20 protein-coding genes are annotated in these 23622 nt (G+C 68.3%); 17 read left to right on the top strand and 3 right to left on the bottom strand.

Features of this window, described 5'->3' with window-relative positions; all coding sequences use genetic code 11:
- Position 1 precedes the first annotated feature (1 nt).
- Positions 2-1366 carry an NtaA/DmoA family FMN-dependent monooxygenase gene (locus ACWF0M_RS06630; RefSeq protein WP_452234616.1) on the top strand — a complete coding sequence of 455 codons (1365 nt, stop codon included), beginning with the start codon at positions 2-4 and terminating at the stop codon, positions 1364-1366.
- Between the two features lie 8 nt (positions 1367-1374).
- Positions 1375-2364, top strand: a complete 990-nt coding sequence (locus ACWF0M_RS06625) for an aldo/keto reductase (protein ID WP_452234615.1) — start codon at positions 1375-1377, stop codon at positions 2362-2364.
- Between the two features lie 7 nt (positions 2365-2371).
- Here the strand turns inward: ACWF0M_RS06625 and ACWF0M_RS06620 are convergent, their stop codons facing one another.
- Positions 2372-3211, bottom strand: coding sequence for a sulfurtransferase (locus ACWF0M_RS06620; RefSeq protein WP_452234614.1), 840 nt, complete (start codon positions 3209-3211; stop codon positions 2372-2374).
- A gap of 208 nt (positions 3212-3419) precedes the next feature.
- Here ACWF0M_RS06620 and ACWF0M_RS06615 point away from each other — a divergent pair, with 208 nt between their 5' ends.
- A complete protein-coding gene (locus ACWF0M_RS06615) occupies positions 3420-4562 on the top strand; it encodes an LLM class flavin-dependent oxidoreductase (protein WP_452234613.1) in 1143 nt (380 codons plus the stop codon).
- 78 nt (positions 4563-4640) lie between these two features.
- Positions 4641-5627 carry a quinone oxidoreductase family protein gene (locus ACWF0M_RS06610; RefSeq protein ID WP_452234612.1) on the top strand — a complete coding sequence of 329 codons (987 nt, stop codon included), beginning with the start codon at positions 4641-4643 and terminating at the stop codon, positions 5625-5627.
- Between the two features lie 8 nt (positions 5628-5635).
- On the opposite strand, the gene ACWF0M_RS06605 is transcribed toward ACWF0M_RS06610, so the two are convergent.
- Complete coding sequence (locus ACWF0M_RS06605) at positions 5636-5995, bottom strand: winged helix-turn-helix transcriptional regulator (protein WP_452234611.1); 360 nt, start codon at positions 5993-5995, stop codon at positions 5636-5638.
- A 107-nt stretch (positions 5996-6102) separates the two neighbouring features.
- On the opposite strand from ACWF0M_RS06605, the gene ACWF0M_RS06600 reads away from it, so the two are divergent.
- The 5 genes from ACWF0M_RS06600 (at position 6103) to ACWF0M_RS06580 (ending at position 12128) form a co-directional block, all read left to right on the top strand.
- Complete coding sequence (locus tag ACWF0M_RS06600) at positions 6103-6684, top strand: NADPH-dependent FMN reductase (RefSeq protein ID WP_452234610.1); 582 nt, start codon at positions 6103-6105, stop codon at positions 6682-6684.
- Between the two features lie 140 nt (positions 6685-6824).
- Complete coding sequence (locus tag ACWF0M_RS06595) at positions 6825-8534, top strand: ABC transporter substrate-binding protein (RefSeq protein ID WP_452234609.1); 1710 nt, start codon at positions 6825-6827, stop codon at positions 8532-8534.
- A complete protein-coding gene (locus ACWF0M_RS06590) occupies positions 8531-9517 on the top strand; it encodes an ABC transporter permease (RefSeq protein WP_452234608.1) in 987 nt (328 codons plus the stop codon). The genes ACWF0M_RS06595 and ACWF0M_RS06590 overlap by 4 nt, the downstream gene beginning before the upstream one ends.
- Positions 9514-10410: an ABC transporter permease gene (locus ACWF0M_RS06585; RefSeq protein ID WP_452234607.1), complete on the top strand. Its 897-nt coding sequence runs from the start codon at positions 9514-9516 to the stop codon at positions 10408-10410. Before ACWF0M_RS06590 ends, ACWF0M_RS06585 begins: the two co-directional genes overlap by 4 nt.
- Positions 10407-12128 carry a dipeptide ABC transporter ATP-binding protein gene (locus tag ACWF0M_RS06580; protein WP_452234606.1) on the top strand — a complete coding sequence of 574 codons (1722 nt, stop codon included), beginning with the start codon at positions 10407-10409 and terminating at the stop codon, positions 12126-12128. The genes ACWF0M_RS06585 and ACWF0M_RS06580 overlap by 4 nt, the downstream gene beginning before the upstream one ends.
- Before the next feature lie 357 nt (positions 12129-12485).
- On the opposite strand, the gene ACWF0M_RS06575 is transcribed toward ACWF0M_RS06580, so the two are convergent.
- Positions 12486-13592: an acyl-CoA dehydrogenase family protein gene (locus tag ACWF0M_RS06575; protein ID WP_452234605.1), complete on the bottom strand. Its 1107-nt coding sequence runs from the start codon at positions 13590-13592 to the stop codon at positions 12486-12488.
- Positions 13593-13708: 116 nt separating this feature from the next.
- On the opposite strand from ACWF0M_RS06575, the gene ACWF0M_RS06570 reads away from it, so the two are divergent.
- The 8 genes from ACWF0M_RS06570 to ACWF0M_RS06535 are packed head-to-tail and all read left to right on the top strand — an operon-like array spanning position 13709 to position 23613.
- Complete coding sequence (locus tag ACWF0M_RS06570; protein ID WP_452234604.1) at positions 13709-15337, top strand: ABC transporter substrate-binding protein; 1629 nt, start codon at positions 13709-13711, stop codon at positions 15335-15337.
- On the top strand, positions 15334-16359 hold the full coding sequence (locus ACWF0M_RS06565) for an ABC transporter permease (RefSeq protein ID WP_452234603.1): 1026 nt from the start codon (positions 15334-15336) through the stop codon (positions 16357-16359). Before ACWF0M_RS06570 ends, ACWF0M_RS06565 begins: the two co-directional genes overlap by 4 nt.
- Complete coding sequence (locus ACWF0M_RS06560) at positions 16356-17213, top strand: ABC transporter permease (RefSeq protein WP_452234602.1); 858 nt, start codon at positions 16356-16358, stop codon at positions 17211-17213. The genes ACWF0M_RS06565 and ACWF0M_RS06560 overlap by 4 nt, the downstream gene beginning before the upstream one ends.
- The gene (locus ACWF0M_RS06555; protein ID WP_452234601.1) at positions 17210-18835 is read left to right on the top strand and encodes a dipeptide ABC transporter ATP-binding protein; all 1626 of its coding nucleotides are present in this window, start codon (positions 17210-17212) and stop codon (positions 18833-18835) included. The genes ACWF0M_RS06560 and ACWF0M_RS06555 overlap by 4 nt, the downstream gene beginning before the upstream one ends.
- Positions 18832-20106: an acyl-CoA dehydrogenase family protein gene (locus tag ACWF0M_RS06550; RefSeq protein WP_452234600.1), complete on the top strand. Its 1275-nt coding sequence runs from the start codon at positions 18832-18834 to the stop codon at positions 20104-20106. The genes ACWF0M_RS06555 and ACWF0M_RS06550 overlap by 4 nt, the downstream gene beginning before the upstream one ends.
- Positions 20103-21341 carry an LLM class flavin-dependent oxidoreductase gene (locus ACWF0M_RS06545; protein ID WP_452234599.1) on the top strand — a complete coding sequence of 413 codons (1239 nt, stop codon included), beginning with the start codon at positions 20103-20105 and terminating at the stop codon, positions 21339-21341. The genes ACWF0M_RS06550 and ACWF0M_RS06545 overlap by 4 nt, the downstream gene beginning before the upstream one ends.
- The gene (locus ACWF0M_RS06540; RefSeq protein ID WP_452234598.1) at positions 21338-22351 is read left to right on the top strand and encodes an LLM class flavin-dependent oxidoreductase; all 1014 of its coding nucleotides are present in this window, start codon (positions 21338-21340) and stop codon (positions 22349-22351) included. Before ACWF0M_RS06545 ends, ACWF0M_RS06540 begins: the two co-directional genes overlap by 4 nt.
- The gene (locus tag ACWF0M_RS06535; RefSeq protein WP_452234597.1) at positions 22348-23613 is read left to right on the top strand and encodes an acyl-CoA dehydrogenase family protein; all 1266 of its coding nucleotides are present in this window, start codon (positions 22348-22350) and stop codon (positions 23611-23613) included. Before ACWF0M_RS06540 ends, ACWF0M_RS06535 begins: the two co-directional genes overlap by 4 nt.
- The last annotated feature ends 9 nt before the right edge of the window (positions 23614-23622 follow it).

Below are 23622 nucleotides of genomic sequence, written 5' to 3'. Positions count from 1 at the left end.
CATGTCGAATCGACGGAAGCTGCGCCTCGGCCTGGCGGCGTACGGCACCGGCTGGGACCTGGACGCCTGGAGGTTGCCGGAAGCAACCAACACCGGTCTGCGCGACCCGAGCGTGATCCTGGACATCGCCCGGACCGCCGAGCGCGGCAAGCTGGACTACGTCTTCGCGGGCAGCGCGCTCGGCAGCGAACCCGACCGGCTGAACCGGGTCTACCGCTGGGACAACTTCGTGTACGCCGGGTACGCCGCCGCGATCACGAAGAACCTGGGCTTCCTGATGTCGGTGAACTCGTCCTTCGAGCACCCGTACGCGATCGCCCGGCAGCTCGCGACGCTTGACAACTTCAACGGCGGCCGGACCGCGCTGAACGTCGTCTTCGGCATCGACCGCGACGGCGATCCGATCGGCAACTACGGCAAGAACCCGGTGCCGACCGAGGCGACGAAGTACGACCGGGCCCGCGAGTTCACCGCGGTCGTGAACCGGCTGCTGTACGAGAGCTGGGACGACGACCTGCTGCTCGACGACAAGACGGGCGGCACGCTGCTCCAGCCCGGGTCCTGGCACCAGATCGATCACCACGGCGAGCATTTCGACGTACGCGGTCCACTGAACGTGCCGCCGCCGGTGCAGTCGCATATCCCGGTCGTGCAGGTCGGGCTGTCGGAGGAGTCGCTGCGGTTCGGCGCGGACTTCGCGCAGGTGCGGTTCTCGCCGTACTTCGGGATCAGCCGCGGCAAGGAGGAGTACCGCAAGCTCAAGGAGCGGGTGGCGGCGAACGGGCGGGACCCGGAGAAGTTCAAGATCATCCCGGGCATTACGTTCTACCTCGCCGGCACGACGCGCGAGGCGGTTGCCAAGTTCAACGAGATCAACGCGCTGCAGCTGACCGAGGAGATCCCGGCCGCCTTCTCGGAGGCGCTCGGCGTCGACCTGTCGCGCGTTCGGGACACCGAGCGGGTGCTCGACGTCGTGGACGTGGAGTCGATCGGCGACGGTGCCCTGAAGCCGTTCATCAGCGACCGCGCGCGGGACGTGAAGAACGACCGAGAGCTGCTGCGGCTGATCCTGATCACGCAGATCGGTGAGGACGCGACCCTGCGGGACCTGTACCAGTACGTGCAGCGGTCGCGGCACGAGCAGCAGCCGGCGGTCGTCGGCGATGCGGCGAAGATCGCGGACTGGCTGGAGGAGAACCTCGAGGAGAACGTGCTCGACGGGGTGCAGCTGTTCCCGCCGTACCACCGCGGGCCGGCCGACCTGTTCGTGGACCTCGTGGTGCCGGAGCTGCAGCGGCGCGGGATCTTCCGGACCGAGTACGAGGCGTCCACGTTCCAGGGCCTGCTCGACACCGACGACTACTGAGGAGAACCGTGAGTCATCGACAGTTGGGTACGTCGGGACTGGTGCTGTCCGAGATCGGGGTCGGCGCGAGTACGTTCGGCCGGTCGGGGATGCGGGCGACCGGCCAGGAAACCGTCACCGCGATCGTCGACCGGGCGATCGACCTCGGCGTCACGTACTTCGATCTGGCCGAGGGGTACGGCGATCACCCGGGGCAGAGCGAGGAGCTGTTCGCGGAGGCGATCGGCCAGCATCGCGAGAAGGTTGTCATCGGCACCAAGTTCGGGCGGAACCTCGCGGTGCAACACGGTCCGGCGTACTCGCGGCCCGGCGCTCGGAAGTACATCATCGCCGCGGTGGAGGAGTCGCTGCGGCGACTGCGCACGGACTACATCGACCTGTACCAGATCCACTTCCCGGATCCGCTGACCCCGATCGAGGAGACGCTGTCGGCGCTCGACACCCTCGTCCGGACCGGGAAGGTCCGGTACGTCGGCGCGTCCAACTTCAAGGCCTGGCAGCTGGCCGACGCGGATCATGTTGCCCGTGACAACGGTCTGTCCCGGTTCGTGTCGACGACCGACGAGTACAACCTGTTGTGGCGCAAGCCGGAGGAGGAACTCGTCCCGGCACTGCAACACTACGGGCTGGGCTTCATCCCGTACTTCCCGCTGCAGAACGGCTTGCTGACCGGCAAGTACTCCGCCGAGCACGCACCCGCCGAAGCCAAGATCACCAACCTCAAGCGCTACCTGCTGCGGTCGGCGCCGTGGGAGGCGCTGGCCAAGTTCGAGCAGTTCGCCCGCGACCGGGACATCACACCGAGCACGGCCGCCCTCGGCTGGCTGCTGGCCCAGCCGACCGTCACCAGCGTCATCGCGGGCATCACTGTCCCCGAACAGCTGGACGAGAACGTCCTCGCGACGAACTGGGTTCCTACGTTCGACGAGGAAGCCGAGCTACGAGACCTGTTTTCCGGCGACCTGTCCGGTGGCCCCGGCGTGGTCGACCGGGGCTAGCTGCACCTCACGACGGAAAGACACCCGGCTGGTCGCCGGTGCTGGAGGGGCGCGCCGGGTCGGTGATCCACTGCGACCACGACCCCGGGTAGAGCGCCACCTCGATCCCGATCCGTGCCAGGGCAAGCACCGTCGTGGTCGCCGAGACGCCGCTCCCGCAGTACGCACCGATCTCACGGCCGTCCAGGTACGCGGCGTACAACTGCTCGATCGACTCCGTGTCGAGCAGGTCGCCATCGATGAAGTTGGCCGAGCCGGGGATGCTGTGTGCACCGGGGACGTGGCCGACCCCCGGCAGTTGCGGGTCGCCGAGATACGCCGCCGTACCTCGTGCATCGAGCAGGTGTCCGCTCGCGGCGATCCGGGCGGTGTCGGCGGCGGAAAGGGTAGGCATCGAGCCAGGACGGACGACCACCGAACCTTCGGTGGCCTTGGGAATCTCGGTGTCCAGCGCGCCGCCGACCTGTTCCCAGGCCTGCAGCCCGCCGTCGAGAACGTGCACGCTCACCAGGCCGGCCCAGCGCAGCGTCCACCATGCCCGCGTAGCCAATGCCGGATTGTCCCGGGAGTACACGACGACGGTGCTGTCGCCGTCCACACCCCACGACCGAAGCCGGGTCTGCAAGTCGCCGGCTTCCGGCAGCGGAGCATGACCGGAGGTCGCGGTCCGACGCCCGGCAAGGTCCCGATCCAGCACCACCGAACGAGCCCCCGGCACATGACCTGTCAGGTACGCGGCTTCGGAGTCACGACCGACCTCGAGCACGACGGTCTCCGAGCCGTCCCGCAGCCGAGCCGCAACCTGCTCCGCCGAGATGACGACCGCCTGGGTGATCGCAACGCCCACCGGACCCACTCCTCGCCACCTGCCTGATATCCGCTATGTATCGACAGCACTATCTTAAGTAGCGGAAGACGCGAAGTATGTATCAGACCGGATCGCGGACAACCCGCCTGAGGCGATCCGCGGGCGCCCTGGCAGCAATCGCCTTGAACAGTTCTCATTGTCCAGTCATCCTGTCGACAATGAGACTCGAGTCAGAACGAGGGCATACATGTCGGAACAGTTGAAGTTCCACTGGTTCCTGCCGACCAACGGCGGCGACGGACGGCAGGTGGTCGGCGGCGGTCACGGAGTGAACGCCGGCGCGTCCGGCCGTCCTGCCTCGGTTCCGTACCTCGGGCAGATCGCGCGCAGCGCGGAGCAGCTCGGGTTCGAGGCCGCGCTGACTCCGGCCGGCGCCTGGTGCGAGGACGCCTGGATCAGTACCGCGATGCTCAGCACGGTGACCGAGCGGCTGCAGTTCCTGGTCGCGTTCCGGCCCGGACTGATCTCGCCGTTCCTGGCCGCGCAGATGGCGGGCAGCTTCCAGAACCTGTCCGGCGGCCGGCTGCTGCTGAACGTGGTGACGGGTGGCGAGAGCCACGAGCAGCGGATGTTCGGCGACTTCCTGGACAAGGAGGCGCGCTACGAACGGTGCGACGAGTTCCTGGAGATCGTGACCCGGCTGTGGGCGGGGGAGACGGTCACCTTCCAGGGGCGTCATCTGCAGGTCGAGGGTGCGACGCTGGCGCAGCGGCCCGATCCGGTGCCGGACATCTACTTCGGTGGGTCGTCCGACGCGGCGCTGCGGGTCGCGGCCCGGCACGCGGACGTCTATCTGACGTGGGGCGAGCCGCCGGAAGCCGTCGCGGAGAAGATCGCCCGAGTGCGCAAGCTGGCCGCGGACGCGGGCCGTGAGCTCCGGTACGGCGTACGGCTGCACACCATCGCCCGGGACACCTCGGAAGCGGCGTGGGCCGAGGCCGCCCGCTTGCTCGACGGCATCTCCGAGGAGCAGATCGCGAAGGTGCAGCAAGGCCTGAAGCGGAGCGAGGCCGAGGGTCAGCGCCGGATGCTCGCCCTCAACGAGGGCACGAAGGACGGCCTGGAGATCTACCCGAACCTGTGGGCCGGCGTCGGCCTGGTGCGCGGTGGCGCCGGCACCGCGATGGTCGGCTCCCATCAGGAGATCGCCGACCTGATCGAGCAGTACGCCGCCGTCGGCATCGAGGAGTTCGTCCTGTCCGGATATCCACACCTCGAGGAGGCCTACTGGTTCGGCGAGGGCGTCCTGCCCGAGCTCGCACACCGCGGCCGCTGGCAGCATCCGGCCCCGGTCGTGGCCCGCGCCTCGGTTCCGTTCGGCGCGCCCTAGCGTGCGGCGGTCCAGGCGGTGTGCGGAGGAATGCGTGTCTCGCGTTCCGGACGGTTGGCTCGGGGTGAGGTGCGAGGTGTGAGCCTTGGCGGTATGCGTGCGATCGGCTTCACGAGTGTCCAAGGTGCCCTGGTCGAGCTCGAGCGTCCGGTTCCGGTGCCCGGTGCCGGCGAGGTGCTCGTCCGGGTCTCCCATGCGGGTGTGAACTTCGCCGAGCTGCAGCATTGGCGCGGAGACTTCGGACCGCCGGACCCCGAGGGCGATGTGCCCGGGCTGGAGGCGGCAGGTGTGGTTGCGGCGGTCGGTCCGGGCGTCGAGAACGTTGTGGTAGGCAATGAGGTGACGGCCTACCTGCCGGGCTTCGGCGGCTATGCGGAGTACGTCGTCGCACCCGCGGCGTTCACCTATCTGATCCGGGATGTCGACCCGGTCGTTGCGGCGGGTGCGCCGACCGTGCTGACGACGGCGTACGGGTTACTGGCGGGGACGGGCCGGATCGTTGCCGGTGACACCGTCCTGATTCATGCCGCCGCAGGCGGTGTGGGCACGGTCGCGGCGCAGTTGGCCCGGACGCTCGGCGCAGGCACGGTTCTCGGTACGGTGGGGTCGCTCGACAAGGTCCAGTACGCCGAGGAGTTCGGGTACGACGCGGTGTTCCTCCGCGACGGCTTCGCGGAGCGGGTCCGGGAGCTCACCGGTGGTCGCGGTGTGGATCTCGTACTCGATCCGGTCGGCGGACCGGTGCGGGCGGAGAGCATCGAGTTGCTCGCGCCGTTCGGCAGGCTTGCCGCGTTCGGGGATGCGGGTGGTCATCCGGACCTCACGGTGCCGGTCCAGCCGCTGTGGAAGAACACCCGCCTGGTCGGTGGCTTCAACATCGGGGACCTGGCCCGGCGTGCACCCGAGATCGTCAGCCGCTTCGGCCGTGCCGCCCTCGATCTGCTCGAGGCCGGCGACGTCCGCATCGACGTCACCGACGTACTGCCACTCGCCGACGCGAAGCTCGCCCTCGACCGTCTCGCCACCGCGACAACGCGCGGCAAGCTGGTCCTCTCGGTCAGCTGAGGGCGGATTCAGGCATCGAAGGTACGGCGGTGGTCGTTGACCTCGTGGTGGGTGTCTTCGGCCCACCTCGTCAGCTCGGTGAGGGGCTGGAGGAGCGACCGGCCGAGAGGCGTGAGGGCGTACTCGACGCGGGGCGGAACCTCGGCGTACGCGGTGCGGCTGATCAGGCCGTCGCGCTGGAGCGATCGCAGGGTTTGCGTGAGCATGCGGTGGGAGATGCCGGGCAGGTCCTTCATCAGTTCGGTGAACCGGCGCGGGCCGTCGGTGAGTCGCGAGACCGTCGCCAGCGACCAGGTGTCGCCGACCCGGCGCAGCACGTCTCGCGTGTGCTGCCGGGACGCCTCGGAGGTGCACAGCCCGTCTTCCATTTCTTCCCTCCAGGTGCGTGACGCACTAAATAGTGCGGGTGCCGAGGCCGGTATGAACGGCGGTCCGCGCTGGTTGGCATCTGTCGACGGTCCGCTCGGGATCGATCATGACAGAAGGTGAAAAGGCCATGACGAACATCGCGATCATTGTCGGCAGCACCCGGCCGGGACGGTACGGCGAGGCGGTGGCGCAGTGGGTGCTCGACCAGGCGCAGACGCGGAGCGACGCCAAGTTCGAGCTGGTGGATCTGCTCGACCACCCGCTGCCGCATCTTGACGAGCCGGTGCCGGCGTCGGCCGGTCAGTACGCCGGCGAGCACACCAAGCGCTGGTCGGAGACGATCGACCGGTACGACGGGTACGTCTTCGTGACGCCGGAGTACAACCACTCGACGTCGGGTGCACTGAAGAACGCGATCGACTATCTCTACCGGGAGTGGAACAACAAGGCGGCCGGCTTCGTCGGGTACGGCGTGGTCGGCGCGGCCCGCGCCGTCGAGCATCTCCGGCTGATCGCCGCGGAGCTGCAGCTGGCGACCGTCCGCGGTCAGGTGGCGCTGTCGTTCTACACCGACTTCGAGAACTTCACCACGCTCCGGCCGGAGCCGCGGCAGCTGGATGCACTCGGGGAGCTCCTCGACCAGGTTGTCGCATGGTCCAACGCCCTCGCGGTCGTCCGCCAGGGCTGACGTGCGCAGGGTGCCGGGCCGGCGATTTCGTCTGCCCGGCACCCTGCGAGTGAACGGCGTGTCCGAGGTGTGGACAGCGGTCGGGAGCCGTCATTACTTTCCTACTATGTCTACTAAGGAACTAGACATTAAGGATCGCGATGACCGACTCATTGACCTCGATCGAGCAGGCAGGTGGGCCGCGGCGCAGGTGGCCGTGGGTGGCTGGGGGTGTGGCCGTGGTGCTGGTCGCGACGCTCGGTGTGGTGTGGGCGGTGGCGTCCGGTGGTGGTGACACGGCGTCCGCGCAGAGCGACGGGAAGCCTGTCTCGGGCGGCACGCTGGAGTTCGCGTTGCTCGACTATCAGCGCAGCCCGGATCCACAGTGGGGCACCAACTACGCCGAGTCGATCATCGGCAACAACATCACGGACAAACTCACGTGGCAGGACCCGAAGACCGGTGAGATCACGCCGTGGCTGGCCGAGTCCTGGTCGTACAACAAGGAGTTGACCGAGTTCACCTTCCACCTGCGGCACGACGTGACGTTCAGTGACGGCACGCCGTTCAACGCGGCGGCGGTGAAGGCGAACTTCGACCAGTACGTGCACGGCGATCCGAAGCTCGGCATCGTCGCGAGCGGTGCGTCGCTGTTCAACGGGTACGTCGGAACGTCGACGCCGGACGAGTTCACCGCCGTGGTGCGTTTCTCCAAGCCCAACGCGAGTTTCCTGCAGGCGTCGTCGTTCACCGCGAACGCCCAGCCGGGCTTCCTGGCGTTGTCGACGTTGAAGAAGAGCGCGGACGAGCGGGCGAACCCGAAGAACGTGATCGGCACCGGACCGTTCGTGTACGAGTCGTGGCAGGAGCAGGTCAAGACGGTCCTGGTGAAGCGCAAGGACTACAACTGGTCGCCGCCGGCGCTCCATCACCAAGGTCCGGCGTACCTGGACAAGATCGTCTTCAACACGATCCCCGAGGCCAGTGTGCGGACCGGGTCGCTCAAGTCGGGGACGATCGACGCGACGCTCGACGTCGGCACGACCGATGAAGAGCCGTTGAAAGCGGCCGGCTACTCGATCATCTCCCGGCAGGTGTCCGGTACGGCGATCCGCTGGGACTTCAACACGTCGCTGTTCCCGACCAACGATCTCGCGGTCCGCAAGGCGATCCAGCGCGGCTGGAACCGCGAGTCGATCGAGAAGACCGTGCTGACGAAGTCCTACTCGATCGCGCGATCGATCCTCGCCGACTCCGTTCCCGGCTTCGTGGACTACAGCAGTACGGCGCTGAAGTACGACCCGGACGAGGCGAAGCGGCTCCTCGACGCGGACGGGTGGGTGCCCGGAGCGGACGGCGTACGGGTGAAGAACGGTCAGCGCCTGGTGGTGAAACTCGTCGGGATCAACAACCTGGTTGCGAACAAGCCTGCGTACGAGTCCATCCAGCAGGACCTGAGCAAGATCGGTATCGACGCGCAGTTGACCGTTCTGCCGCTCGCCGACTGGGCCGCCGAGCAGTCCAAGGCGAAGACCAAGTGGAATGTGAAGGCCGCGAACCGGTCCCGTAACGACCCCGGCGTACTGCGGCTGGCGTACAGCCCGCAGGCCGACGACGGTTCGTTCCTGCCGAAGGACTTCCCCGGGTACGGCGAGATCGTGTCGACGCTGGACAAGCTCGACTCGACGCTCGACCCGGCGAAGCGTAAGGAGTACGCGAAGGCCGCGCAGGACCTGATCGTCGACAAGTACGCGCTCGCGAACCCGGTCTACAACCCGTCGCAGGTGATCGCGCAGGCGCCGTACGTGCACGGCATCGTCTTCGATGCGCAGTCGCGGAACCACTTCGTGGATGCCTGGAAGAGCAAGTGATCCGGTACGTCGCCCTCAAGGTCGGGCGGGCGTTGTTCGTGGTGTGGGCGGCGTTCACGGTGACCTTCGTGCTGCTGTTCGTGCTGCCGGCCAACCCGGTCGACCTGCTGTTCGACCCGGCGGAGCTCAACAGCATTCCGCCCGAGGTTCGTGCGCAGGTCGCGCACAGCTACGGCTTCGACCGCCCGATCGTCGTGCAGTACCTCGACCGGCTGGCGCATGCGGTCCGCGGAGACTTCGGTACGTCGGTGCAGTCCGGGCGGGCTGTCGACGCGGCGGTCTTCAACTCGTTGCCGAGCACGCTGGTACTGGCGACGGGGGCGCTGCTGCTCGCGGTGGTGTTCGCGTTCGTGATCGCGGTCGTCGCGACGACGACCCGTCGGCGTTGGCTCCGGGAGGCGGCCGAGTCGTTGCCCTCGGCATCGGTATCGGTTCCGGTGTTCCTGCTCGGAGTGATCTTCCTGCAGGTGTTCTCGTTCCGGCTGGGCTGGTTCCCGTCGTTCGGGAACTCCGGGGTCAGGAGTCTGGTGCTGCCGATCGTCACGTTGGCGATCCCGGTCTCCGGACCGATCACCCAGCTGCTGGTGCGGAGCTTCGCGAGCGAGTTCCGCGCCGGGTACGTGACGACGAGTCGGGCGAAGGGCGCGCCGCGGTCGGCGATCGTCATCGGCGACGTCTTCCGGAACGCGAGCCTGCCCGCGCTGACGATCGCGGGGATCACCTTCGGGAACCTGATCGCCGGGTCTGTCATCACCGAGACGGTGTTCGCGCGGCAGGGGATCGGGCGACTCACCCAGACCGCGATCAACACGCTCGACATCCCGCTGGTGCAAGGGATCGTGGTGTTCGTCGCGGCGAGCTTCGCCCTGATCAACCTGGCGATCGACCTCGTCTACCCCCTCCTCGACCCGCGCCTGCGTGCAACCTTGGCGGGCCGCGCCCCGCGAACCGCGCCGGTAGAAGCGATCGGGGCTCCGGCATGAGCCGCCCGGAGGACCTCGACCCGCGACTGCGTGCAACTCTGGCCGCCCGTCTAGCCGTCTTCTTGCGGCGGGCCGGTGCCGGCCGGCTCGCCGGTCTGCTGCGGCGGCCGGTGCTGTTGCTCTCCTGGGTGATCGTTGCGGTCGCTGTCGGTTGGGCGGTCGTGCCAGGGTTGTTCACGTCCGCGAGTCCGTACGAAGGCGACAGCAGCCTGAGCTTCGCCGGACCCAGCCTCGCGCACCCGTTCGGCACGGACCGGCTCGGTCGCGACCTGTTCGCACGTGCGGTGTACGGCGCCGGCACCACGCTGACTGCGACGCTGGTCGCCGTACTGATTGCCTTCGGCATCGGCACTGTGATCGGACTGGTCGCGGGCTACCTGGGTGGTGCGGTCGACACCGCGACAATGCGGGTGATCGACGTCTTCCTGTCGATTCCCAGCCTGCTGCTCGCGATGGTGATCGTCTCGGTGCTCGGCTACTCGACCGACAACATCGCGATCGCCGTCGGCATCTCGTCGATCGCCGCGTTCGCGCGGGTGATGCGCGCGGAGGTCCTGACCGTCGCCCGCAAGGACTACGTCAAGGCGGCGTACGGCGTGGGAGTCCGGCGGCCCGCCGTCGTACTGCGGCACGTCGTACCGAACTCGCTCAACTCCGTGCTCGCACTCGCCGCGCTCGAGGTCGGCACCGCGATCCTCGCCGTCGCCTCGCTCGGCTTCCTCGGGTACGGCGCCCCACCACCGGAACCCGAGTGGGGACTGCTCGTCGCCGAGGGACGGGACTATCTGGCGGTCCACCCGTACGTGTCGATCCTGCCCGGCCTCGCGCTCGCTCTCGTCGTGATCAGCACCCACCGCATCAGCACGTCGTTCCGGAAGGACCACGCCCGATGACCGAGCCGCTGCTGGCGATCACCGACCTCGCCGTCGACTATCGGAGCGGCCGGCGCGACTGGACGCCCGCCGTCGACGGGGTCAGCGTGAGCATCGCACCTGGTGAGTTCGTGTCGCTGGTGGGGGAGTCGGGGTGCGGCAAGTCGACGCTGATCCAGGGCACGCTCGGGCTGCTGCCGGCGTCCGCGCGGATCCGCGGCGGCACGATCTCGTACTCCGGGGTCGATGTCACGAACTGGTCCGACCAACGGATGACGCGGGTCCGCGGCAACTACGTGGGGTTCGTGCCGCAGGACCCCGGGACGGCGCTCAACCCGACGAAGAAGATCGGCCGCCAGGTAGTCGAGGCCGTCCGGTTCAACTCGCCGGGTCGCGGGGAGGCTGCTCGCGACGAGGCGCTGGATTACCTACGTACCGCGGGATTGAAGAACGTCGAGCGGCTGTTCGAGCAGTACCCGCACGAGCTCAGCGGTGGCATGAAGCAGCGTGCGTTGATCGCGATCGCGCTGGCCGGCAAGCCGAAGCTGATCCTGGCCGACGAGCCGACCAGCGGGCTCGACGTCACGGTCCAGCGGGTGATCCTCGACCACCTGAGCGAACTCGGCCGGAGCCTCGATCTCGGCGTCCTGCTGGTCACGCACGACCTCGGCGTCGCCCTCGACCGCTCCGATCGGATCCTGGTGATGCGCGAGGGCGAGATCGTCGAGGAGGGCACCGCGCAGGAGTTGGTCGACCGGCCGTTGCGGAGCGAGTACGCACGCCGCCTGCTGGCCGCCGCACACCGTCCAGGCCGCCTGCGCCCCCGAAAGCTCAGTTCAGCTGTGATCGGACGCGCGGCGGTGAGCGAGGAGGTGGTCCGTCCGGTGGCGATCGAGGACAAGGTCGGGTCGGAGGCGGCGATCGAGGACAAGGTCGGGTCGGAGGTGGCGATCGAGGGTCGGGGTCTGAGCAAGCACTACACCGTTCGGGCCGGCGGCGGAGCGCACGTCGTACGTGCGCTGGACGGTGTCAGCATCGCCGTTCGGACCGGGACGACGCATGCGGTTGTGGGGGAGTCCGGCGCTGGAAAGTCCACGCTGGCAGGCATTCTGGCCGGGTTCGTGGCTGCCGACGCAGGCGTGGTGAAGGTCGGTGACGACGAGCTGACCGGGCTCAGCCGCGGTGGCCTGCGCGAGCTCCGCCGACGGCTGCAGTTCGTGTTCCAGAACCCGTTCACCTCGCTGGATCCACGGTTCACGGTCAACCGCATCGTCGCCGAGCCGCTGCGCGCGTTCCGGCTCGCGAGCATCCAAACCCGAGTTCGCGAACTGCTCCACGCAGTCTCACTCGACGACGAATACCTGGACCGGCTGCCGGAGCAGCTGTCCGGAGGTCAACGTCAGCGCGTCGCGATCGCTCGCGCACTGGCGCTGAACCCGGAGATTCTCGTACTCGACGAGGCCGTCAGCGCGCTGGATGTGTCCGTGCAGGCGCAGATCCTGCAGCTGCTCGTCGACCTACAGGCCGAGTTCCGTCTCAGCTACGTCTTCGTCACGCACGACCTCGGCGTCGTCCAGCAGATCGCGGACGATGTCACGGTCATGAAGGACGGCGTCGTCGTCGAGTCCGGCCCGACCGACCAGGTACTACGATCGCCGGCCCACGAGTACACCCGAGAACTCCTGGCCGCGATCCCCGGAGAACGCCGGCACGACGTCCCCACCGAGCAGTCGGCCTAGTGTCGTGCCCGCAATTTAGCGCCATAAGCTCGGCTGGCTTCGACGCACGCCCAGGAATTCGCAGCGCTAGAGCCTCCCCAAACCGGTATGGGGAGGCTCGGGCCTCCCCGAACCAGTGTGGGGAGCCGTACCCACCCGAATCAGCCAGTAACCCTCCCCAAACAATCGGAATCGGCCGCAGGCTCCGCAAAGATGCGCCAAAGGGGGCGAGTGACGCCAGGCGGGGCACGGCCAACTGGGGAGTGCCACAGTCCGATTCGGGCAGGTAGGACTCCCCAAACCGGTTTGGGGCCGCAAGCACGGGTCGGCAGCTACCCGACTCCGGACTTATGACACGAGCTTCCGGCGCAGCGCACACTAGAAGGTGTCTGATGGTTCCACGCCGTAGCTGGCGAGCGCGTTGAGCTGGGCTTCCCGGACCGCGGCCGTTTGGCCTTGGACCAGGACGAAGAGCGCCGACCGGGCATGCAACTGGGCGGTGTCGTCGTCGGTCAGTCCGTGCCCCGCACGAGACACCAGCAGTGCCCGGGTGAGGGTCGCGAGTGCCTCTCCGCTGGCGACCTTGAGCGCGAGCCGCTCGTCGACGCGCTGCGGCGCGCCGGGCCCGGCCGTGGTCACCTCGTCGGTGATTGCGTAGGCCTGCTCGCGGATCCGCGCCACCCGTGGCGCCCACGCCTCGGCGACCCTGTTCGCGGCCGGGTGCGACGAGGCGCGCAGTTCGTCCAGCACCGTCGCCGCGAGACCGAAGTGGTGTGGACGCGCGTCGGCCGCGGCCGCAACGTCAGCAGCACGCCACGCCTCGAGATCCTGCACGGCGATGACACGACACTCAGGTACGGCGATCCCGCGCAGGGTCACGCGTTCGGTACGGCTCCCGCCCGCCGCGCTGAGCCGCAACGGCGTCGCGTCCATCCCCTCGCCGACGGGGACCAATCCGTACACCACTCGAGGCCCCGCCGGGTCACTGTCGTCGACACCGGCCACGCCGAGCCATTCGTTCAGGCCCCAGCCGCTGACCCACGAGATCGTCCCCTCGAAGCTCCAGCCGTCCTTGGTACGACGCGCCGCGACGTACCTGTCGGGATAGCGCCGTACGTCGCTCAACGCCGCGCCGAGGAAGACCTCGCCGCGCAGGATGCGGCCGGTGAGCTCGGGATCGAGGGGCTCGAGTGACCGGCACGGGTCCTCGACGGCCTGCCGGATCCGCCCGACCTGCGGGCCGTGCTGCGCCCAGACCAGCCAGGTGTTGAAGCACGCACCCGCGATGATCTCGTGCAGTCGGCGATCCGCGGCGCGATCCAACTCCGCACCGCCGTACGCCGCGGGCGCCAGGTGGTTGAGCGCACCGAGTGCCCCCAGCTCGCGCACGGTCTGCTCGCTGACGCCGAGGCGATCCGTCTCCAATGCACGAGGGCGCAGCACCGTGGCGGCGTACGCCTGGACCTCGTCGCTGATCGTCCCCATTGCCGCTCTCCCGCCCGTTGATCGCCTGGTGAGACGCGACTCTACTAACTGCTTAATGTCTATAGATTTACTAGACATATTGTGAGACTCGGGGCCGTAGCTAAGGAAGTTCCACCATGAGCAGATCCAGGAAGTCCGTGGTCGCCACGGCCGCATTGTCGGTCGCAGCTTTGCTGCTGTCGGCTTGTGGTGGATCGTCCGCCGGCAGCGAGAGCGGCGGCGCCCCGCAGGACGGCGGCACGCTGACGTTCTACGACCCGGTCTCGTACACCGCCTGGGTTCCGACGAACTCGATCTGGTCGAACAGTCAGGTGTCCGACAACCTGGCCGAGCGGCTGGTGTGGCAGGACCCCGCGACCGGCGACTTCAAGCCCTGGCTGGCGTCGAGCTGGGAGATCAGCCCCGACCATCTGACGTACACGTTCCACCTGCGTAAGGGCGTGACCTTCAGCAACGGCGACCCGCTCGACGCCGAGACCGTCAAGCTGAACCTCGACCAGCACGGCCTGGGTGACAAGAAGCTGGCGATCCCGCCGGACTCGTTCTGGGTGAACTACCAGGGGACCACGGCGGTCGATCCGCAGACCGTGCGGGTGACGCTGAGCAAGCCGAACGCGGGCTTCCTGCAGGTGCTCTCGAACTACCGGGCCAGCTCGATCCTCGGCAAGCCGTTCCTGAAGCAGGACCTGAACGGTCAGGGCAAGCTGGAGAACTGGGTCGGAACCGGACCGTTCGTGGTCGAGAAGGTCGACGGCACCACCGGGGTCACGCTGAAACGGCGCGAGGACTACAACTGGGCGCCGGAAGGCTCCGGTCACCAAGGCAAGGCGTACCTGGAGCGGATCGTCTTCAAGACGGTTCCCGAGGCCGGCACCAGGGTCGGCGCGTTGCAGTCCGGCGAGGCGCAGATCGCCCGCAACATCGCGCCGTACGACGAGGAGACCGTGACCACCGGGGGCGGCAAGGTCGTCGCGATCCCGGTGCAGGGCGAGACCAACAAGCTCGCCTTCCAGCTCGACGCGAACCCGCTGACGCAGGACAAGAACATCCGGTTGGCGTTGCAGGCGGCCACCGATCGGCAAGAGATCAACAAGACCGTGCTGTCGCCGAGCTACCCGGTTCCGACGAGTCTGCTGGTGAAGGGCACTCCGTTGCGGGGCGACTCGAGCAAGTACCTGACGTACGACCTGGACAAGGCCAAGTCGTTGCTCGACGCCGATGGCTGGGCGGTCGGTGCGGACGGCATCCGCAGCAAGAACGGCAAGCGCCTGCACTTCGACATCTGGGTCTCGCCGTACTACCAGGTGTCCCAGTCGGTGCTCGAGCTGCTGCAGTCGCAGTGGAAGAAGGCGGGGGTTGAGCTCAAGATCAACAGCGCTTCTTTGACGGAGTACCAGGCCCTCGAGACCTCACGCGGCGACAAGTGGTCGTTCACCCAAGGGCAGACCTCGACGGGTGAGCCGAGTGTGCTGCGCGCGTCGTACGGCAGCGATCGGTACAACGTGCTGCACCGGCCGACACCGGATGCGAAGCTCGACTCTCTGCTGAGTGCGCAGGCACTCGAGTTCGACACGGCGAAGCGCAAGGCCGCGATCCAGGCGATCGAGGATTACGTCCTCGGGCAGGGGTACGTGATCCCGCTGTACGACGAGACGCAGGTGTTCGGGCTCGGTCCGAAGGTGCAGGGGTTCGGTACGGAATCGACCGGCAGGTCCTGGCTCTACGACACCTGGTTGTCCAAGTGACGGGGTACGTCGGGAAGCGGCTCGGGCAGGCCGTTCTGGTTCTGTGGGCCGCGTACACGTTGTCGTTCGTACTGCTGAGCGCGTTGCCGGGCGACTCGGTGCACAACCGGATCCAGAACCCGGAGGCGCAGATCTCGCCCGAGGCCGCGAAGGTGATGCTGGAGTACTACGGTCTCGACCGACCGCTGGTCGAGCAGTACTTGCATTCGCTTGCGGGTGTCTTCCGGGGTGAGTTCGGGTACTCCTTGAGCAGCGGGAAGTCCGTTGGCCAGCTGGTCGCCGATGCGCTGCCCAGCACGCTGCAACTGACCGGGCTCGGTCTCGTGTTCGGTGTTCTGTTCGCGGGCGTGGTCGCGGTGCTGATCAACTATGGGCCGTGGCGGTGGTTGCGTTCGCTGACCACTGCGGTGCCGTCACTGTTCGCTTCGGTGCCTACGTTCGTAGTGGGCATTGTGGCGCTGCAGTACCTGTCGTTCCGGTTGCATGTGATTCCGTCGGTCGACGACGGCACAGTGCGCGCGTTGGTTGCGCCGGCGGCGACATTGGGTCTGGTGGTTGCTGCGCCGCTGGCGCAGGTGCTGGCCACGTCGATGCGGGCCACTCGCCGGCAGCCCTTCGTGCATGTGCTGCAGGCCAAGGGTGCCGGGGAGAGGTACATCTTCCGGAAGGACGTTCTTCGGAACTCGTCGCTGCCGGTGCTGACGCTGCTCGGTCTCGCGGTCGGTGAGCTGATCGCAGGGTCGGTCGTGACGGAGTCGGTCTATGCCCGGGCCGGGATCGGTCAGCTCACGGTGAGCGCGGTCAACACGCAGGACCTGCCGGTGGTGCAGGGCGTGGTGCTGCTGAGCACGGCGGCGTACGTCGTGGTCAACCTGGTCGTCGACCTCGCGTACCCGCTGGTGGATCCGCGGATCCTGGTCGACGGCCGATCCCAGCGAACCACCTGGCGCCGCCCCGACGAGCCAACCGAGTCCGTTGACCCGGCCCGCCGCCGGCTCCCCGCGGAGGTGGTGATGCCATGAGTGAGGTTGTTGCCAAGAGCACCGAGTCGGGTGTTGGGCGGGGTTGGCTTCGGTGGGTTGGTGCGCATTGGAGTCTCTTGATCGCGGCGGCGGTGGTGACGCTCGTGCTGCTCTGGGCGGTGGTGCCTGGGTTGTTCACGTCGTACGGGCCGACGCAGGTTGATCCTGCGGGGAAGTTGCAGCCGCCGTCGGGGGCGCACTGGTTGGGGACTGATCAGTTGGGACGGGATCAGTTTGCCCGGCTGGTCTACGGTGCGCGTGCTTCGTTGAGCGGGTCGGCGATCGCGGTGCTCGTGGGGGTCGTGGTCGGGTCGCTGGTCGGGGCGTCGGCGGGGTGGTTCGGCGGGGTGGTCGACAGTGTGGTGATGCGGTTGATCGACGTACTGCTGTCGATCCCGGGGTTCCTGTTCGCGATCACCATCGTGGTGTTGCTCGGGTTCGGGATCGTGCAGGCGGCGATCGCGGTCGGGCTGACGTCGGCCGCGACCTTCGCGCGGCTGATCCGGTCGGAGGTGTTGCGGGCGCGGGCGAGTGCCTACGTGGAGGCCGCCGTCACGAGCGGCGCGTCGACGTACTCGATCCTGCGCCGGCATGTGCTGCCGAACTCGATCGCACCGACGGTCGCGCTGATCACGGTGCAGTTCGGGATCGCGATCATCTGGATCGCCTCGCTGAGTTTCCTCGGCCTCGGCGCCCAGCCGCCGGACCCGGAGTGGGGCCGGCTGGTCGCGGACGGACGCAACTACATCGCGACCCGCGGCTACCTGACGCTCTGGCCGGGGTTGACGGTCGTCGCCGTCGTCCTGGCGACGAACCACATCGCTCACCAGCTTTCGGGGAGGCGGGAAGCATGACCGATCAGTTGCTGACTGTCGACAATCTGAGTGTCGGATACCGCGTCAAGCAGGGGCTCAAGCCTGCTGTCGAACGCGTGTCGTTCGAGGTACGGCCCGGTCAGGTTCTCGCACTGGTAGGGGAGTCGGGCTCGGGCAAGACCACGACCGGGCAGGCGATTCTCGGTCTGCTGGCGGACAACGGGGTCATCACCGGCGGCTCGATCCGGTACCGCGGCGAGCCGATCCACGACCTGCCACCGCGCAAGCTGCGCGACCTGCTGGGTACGGCGATCAGCCTGATCCCGCAGGACCCGACCGTCTCCCTCGACCCGGTCCGGCGGATCGGTCACCAGGTCGAGGACGTACTGCGGTTGCACACCGAGCTGGACGCGCAACAGCGGCGTACGAAGGTGCTGGAACTGCTCGAGCTGGTCGGCTTCACCGATGTCGAGCAGCGGTTCCGCCAGTACCCGCACGAACTGTCCGGCGGTATGCGGCAGCGCGTGCTGATCGCCGCGGCGATCGCGGCCGAGCCGGACCTGATCATCGCGGACGAGCCGACCTCGGGTCTCGACGTGACGGTTCAGGCCCAGGTGCTCGACCTGATCGACGAGCTGCGCGCCCGCACCGGTACGGCGGTCGTGCTGATCACGCACGACCTCGGCGTCGCGTCCGACCGCGCAGACCTGATCGGCGTGATGCAACAGGGCGAACTGGTCGAGCTCGGCCCGGCACGTCAGGTGCTGGACGATCCACAGCACCCGTACACCCAGCAGCTGCTGGCCAGCGTGCCCTCGCGACTGGAGTTCTCGCGGGCGCGCCCGGCCGTCGCGGATCCACAGCCGGTGATCGAGGTGGGGAACCTGCGGAAGGAGTACGGCGGGTTCGTCGCGGTCGACGACGTGACGTTCACCGTCGAAGCGGGACAGACGTTGTCGATCGTGGGCGAGTCGGGCAGTGGGAAGACGACCACCGCACGAATCCTCACCGGGTTGACCGACGTCACCTCCGGCAGCGTGTCGGTTCTGGGGAAGGAGATCACCGGGTTGTCCCGACGGGACTTCCGCCCGCTCCGGCGCGACATACAGATCGTGTTCCAGAACCCCTACGCTTCGTTCGATCCCCGATTCTCGGTGTACGACGTGGTGGCCGAGCCGCTGGCGGCGTTCCTGCCTGGACGGCAGTGGCCGCCGCGGCGTCGTCGCCGTACGCACGAAGAACAGGTCGTGCAGGCGCTGGCGGCGGCGGCGTTGCCGGCGGACTTCGTCGATCGGCATCCGCGGGAGTTGTCCGGCGGTCAGCGGCAGCGCGTCGCGATCGCGCGGGCGCTGGTGCTCGAGCCGCGGATCGTCGTACTGGACGAACCGATCTCGGCACTCGACGTCTCCGTCCAGGCGCAGATCCTGGAACTGCTGCGCGAGCTGCAGGAACGGCTCGGGCTCACGTACGTGTTCATCTCCCACGACCTGGCGGTCGTCCGCGCGATCTCCGACCAGGTCGCCGTGATGCACCGCGGCCGAATCGTCGAACAGGGCCCAGCAGCCCAGGTCTTCGCCGCGCCAACCGCCGACTACACCGCCCAACTGCTCAGCGCCGTAGCCGGCAAACACCTCACCGGCACGGGGAAAGGAGCACTATGACCATCCACAGCACCTCAACGAACCCAACCCCCAACATCCCAACGCTTCCGCGCGTTGCGGGCCCGCCGACGCTCACCGAGGCACTGCCCGGGTTTCGGGCTGTGTTCGCGCGGCTGGCGGAGGGAGCCGGGGAGCGGGATCTCACCCGGACCCACCCGTACGAGCTGGTGCGGGAGCTCGTGGACGCGGGCTTCGGGAGGTTGCGGGTGCCGGTCGAGAACGGTGGGTACGGCGTCGATCTGCCGACGCTGTTCGACCTGCTGGCCGAGGCCGGGCAGGCCGACTCGAACGTTCCGCAGATCCTCCGCGGACACTTCTCGGCCGTGGAGATCCTGCGCAACAGCGACGCCCCCGAAAGCGCCGCCTACTGGCTCCGCCGCATCGCGTCCGGAGCAATCTTCGGCAACGCCCAATCCGAACCGGCCGGGACCGTGCACGGCGGCACCGGGTTCGAGATCACCACTAAGCTGCATCGGGTTGATGGGCGGTTGGTTGTCTCTGGCACCAAGTTCTACTCGACCGGTTCGCTGTTTGCGGACTTCATCCGGGTCGCGGTGCTCGACGAGGACGGGCAGCGGGCGTTCGCCGTCGTACCGGCGCGCCACGAGGGCGTCGTACACGCCGACGACTGGGACGGCATCGGGCAGCGTCTGACCGGCAGCGGTACGACGCACTTCGAGGCGGTACCTGTCGCCGAGCACGGGCGGCTGGGACTGGTCCGCGAGGCACTGCGGTCGCTCCCGGCCTTCTTCCAGATCGTCCATCTGGCAAACCTGACCGGAATCGCCCGCAGCCTCCGCGAAGACACCATCGCAGTGGTCCGCGCCCGGCACCGGACAAGCCTGCACGCACTCACGACCGAGGCGACCGCAGACCCGGAAGTACTCGGCGTCATCGGCATCCTGCACACGCGCGCACTGACCGCCGGCACCCTGCTCCGGCTCGCCGCGGAAGGGCTCGAGGCCGCCAACGCCGACGGCACACCCGAGGCGTACGCCGCCAACTTCGCCGACGTGTCGGCCGCACAAGTAGCGATCATCGAGGCGGTCCTCGACGCGGCGACCATCGCGTTCAACGCCGGCGGCTCGTCTGCCGTCCGGGAGCGGACGCACCTCGACCGCCACTGGCGCAACGCGCGCACCCTCGCGTCGCACAACCCGGTCGTCTACAAGCCGCGGGTGATCGGTGCGTACCTCGTCAACGGCACACCACCGGACAGCACCTTCGACCGCGTACTCGTCGACCGCAGCGAGGAAGGAGTCCAGCCATGAGCCGTGAACTGCATCTGAACGTGAACATCCTGAACGCCGGTGTGTTCGGCGGCTCCTGGCGCTTCCCGGGAACCGACGCCACCGCCAGCTACACGATCGACCACTACACCGAGATCGCGAAGAAGGCCGAGGACGCGCAGCTCGACGCGGTGTTCCTCGCCGACGGGCCGGTGCTCGACCCGCAGGTCCGGCACCGGCCGGGCAACAACCTGGAGCCGACGACGGTGCTCGCGCGGATCGCGGCCCGGACCGAGCGGATCGGGCTCATCGGCACGCTCTCGTCGTCGTACAACGATCCGGTCGAACTGGCCCGCCGGGTCGCCGACCTCGACTACGTGTCCCGCGGCCGCGTGGGCTGGAACGTCGTCACGACCGCCGGACCTGTTGCCGCGCGCAACTTCGGGCGGGACGGCGAGCCCGACCACGCACTGCGGTACCGCCGCGCCGCGGACTTCGCGGAGCAAGTGGTCGCAACGTGGGCCGAGCGGAGGGTGCACAGGTCGCCACAGGGTCGCCCGGTGGTTGTTCAGGCGGGCGGGTCCAGCGACGGCCGGCGGCTGGCGTCGCGGATCGGCGAGGTGATCTTCTCCGCGGACCAGGATCTCGATCACGCACGGGCGTTCCGTGACGAGATCCGGGCCGGTGCCGTCGACTTCGGACGCCGGCCCGAGGAGGTCGTCGTACTCCCCGGGCTGTCGACCGTCGTCGGCAGCACCGAGGCCGAGGCCCGGCAACGACGTGAGCAGTTGGACGAGGTGCTGCCGGACGCCTATGCCCGTGGCCGGCTGGCCGGGCAGCTCGGGTTCTCGCTCGACGGGCTGGACGACGACAAGCCGATCCCGGCCGAGTTGCTGGTCGAGCCGGACGAGGCGGGCGGCTCGCAGACGTTCTACCGGATGGTCAAGGGGATCATCGACCGCGAGAACCCGACGCTGCGGCAGTTGCTGAAGAAGCTCAGCGGTGGCGGTGGTCACCGGATCGTGGTCGGTACGCCGGAGCAGATCGCCGACGACATCGAGCGCTGGTTCCTGTCCGGCGCCGCGGACGGTTTCAACGTGATGCCCGACGTACTGCCGTCGGGTTTCGACCACTTCGTCGAGCAGGTCGTCCCGGAGCTGCGGCGGCGTGGTCTGTTCCGCCACGAGTACGCCGGTACGACGTTGCGCGATCACCTCGGTCTCGGCGTACCGGATGTTCCCCGCGGTGTCTGGGGTCCTTTGGAGGCTGCACGATGAGTATTCCGATCCTGCTGGAACTCGCGGTCGGCCAGTCGACCGACCCGGATGGTCGTGGGCCCGACTCGCCGTTGGTGAGCAGCCTGTCCGATGCCGTCCGGATCGCGCAGGTTGCGGAGGCCGCGGGAGTCGCCGGTCTTCGGCTGCTGGATACGGTGCCCGGGTTCGCCGTACTCGATCCCACGGTGGTCGTGTCGTTCCTGGCCGGGCGTACGTCGGCACTCGGTTACCTCGCGGACGTGCCGACGACTCACCACGCGCCGTACAACCTGGCCCGCCGGATCCTCTCGATCGACCGTGCGACGGACGGCCGAGCCGGGCTGGTGCTGCGGCCGGGGGAGGGCGATGAGGTGACGAGTGCCGTCGTACCAGATCCGTCGGCGACCGATCGTAAAGAGCGCTGGTGCGAGTACGCCGAGATTCTGCGGCGGCTGTGGGACTCGTTCCCCGCCGAGGCGCTCGTGGGGGATCAGGAGTCGGCGGTGTTCGTGCGTGACGAGTTGATCCGGCCGGCCGGATTCGACGGCCGGTTCTATCGGGTGGCCGGTTCGATCGACGGCCCGTCGTCGGTGCAGGGCCGGCCGGTACAGGTCGCGGCGGTCACCGACGCGTCCGAGATCGCCTGCGTGGCAGGGCATGCCGACGCCGTCATCGTGGACGTCGCCGCCGCACCGCTCGCCGACGCCGCCTTGTACGCCGCGCTGGAACGAGACGGTCGCAAACGTGCTGAGGTCGCCTTGCTGGGACGGATCCAGGTGCCACCCGCAATCGACGCCGACTGGCTGCACGACCGGGTCACCACACAGTCCCTCGACGGCCTCGTGCTGACCGTGAACGGTCCAACCCGCGAGCTAATCGCGTTGGTCGAGAACGTGGTGTCGAGGCTCGTCGCGCCCGGCCCAACAGGCAGCCTCCGGGAAGCGTTGGGACTCACACCGGTCGCCCCCACCCGAGCCGCCACGGAAGCGCCGGGCGCAGAGGGCGCCGCCGACGCGGCAGGTGCCGCATGAGCGCCGCGGCCGCCGGACCGGGCGTCATCGCAGCAAGCACCGGTCCGGGGACCGGCGAGCGGAAAGCTGTTGGGCGGGCGGTCGGTTCGGGTGTGACGGTTGCGGGGATTCGTGCGGGGATCGCGCCGGTTCTGGAGCGGTTGGCGGCGACGGCGCGGGAGCGGGAGGGGACGCGGGACTATCCGTTCGAGGAGGTGCGGGCGCTTGCGGAGCAGCGGATCACGTTGGTCGGTGTCGCGGTCGAGGATGGTGGTGCGGGCGGGACGTTGCGTGATGTCGTCGACCTGGTGATCGCGATCGCGCGGGCGGACTCCAACGTCGCGCAGGCGCTTCGGTCCAGCTTCCTGACGGCTGCGAGCGTGATCGCTCGCCAGGAGCTTCCGCATCGGGACCGCACTCTCGAGCGGCTGCGGAACGGGGACCTGTTCGCGGGTACCAGCAACGAGCGCGGTGGTGCGGCCGGTGCGGTGGCGACGAGGTTGTTACGCAAGGGCGACGGTGAGGTGCTCAGCGGCGCCAAGTACTACTCGACCGGCGGTCTGTTCGCGCAGTGGTTCAGCGGCACCGCGACCGACGAGGACGGCAAGGTTGTCCGGTTCACGGTTCCCGCCGATCGGGAGGGTGTCGAGCGGCTGGACGACTTCGACGCGATCGGGCAACGGCTGACAGCGAGCGGTACGACGCGGCTCAACGACGTACAGGTGTATCCCGACGAGCTGATCCGTGCCGACGAGACGCCGCCGCGGAACCCGTGGCAGGGGTCGTTCGCGCAGTTGTATCTCGCGTCGATCGAGGCCGGTATTGCGGGAGCCGCGTTCGACGACGCGGTGAGGTTCGCGCAGGAGAAGGCGCGGCCGATCAAGCACAGTACGGCGGACCGGGCGGTCGACGATCCGTACGTGCGGCACGTCGTCGGCGAGATCGCCGCCCGCGCCAACGCCGCCCGCGCCGTGGTACTACTCGCAGCCGAAGAACTGGGCGCGGTTCCAGCAGTTGCGGACGACGAGGTTCGCGACGCCGGGGCGCGGGCCGCGCTGACTGTTGCGCAGGCGCAGTACGTGGCCGTGGAGTCGGCGTTGCGGGCGGCCGAGCTCGCCTTCGACGTCGGCGGTGGCTCCGCGACCGATCGCCGTACGGCGCTCGACCGGCACTGGCGCAACGCCCGTACGGTCGCCAACCACAACCCGCGCAACTGGAAGGCCGCCGCGGTCGGCGCCTTCCACCTGACCGGCGCCGAGCCACCGACCTCCGGACTGTTCTGAAAGGCAGCA

Source organism: Kribbella sp. NPDC055110 (genome assembly GCF_053607525.1).
Note: the sequence above shows the minus strand (reverse complement) of the source record. Positions and strands in the feature narration are given on the sequence as shown.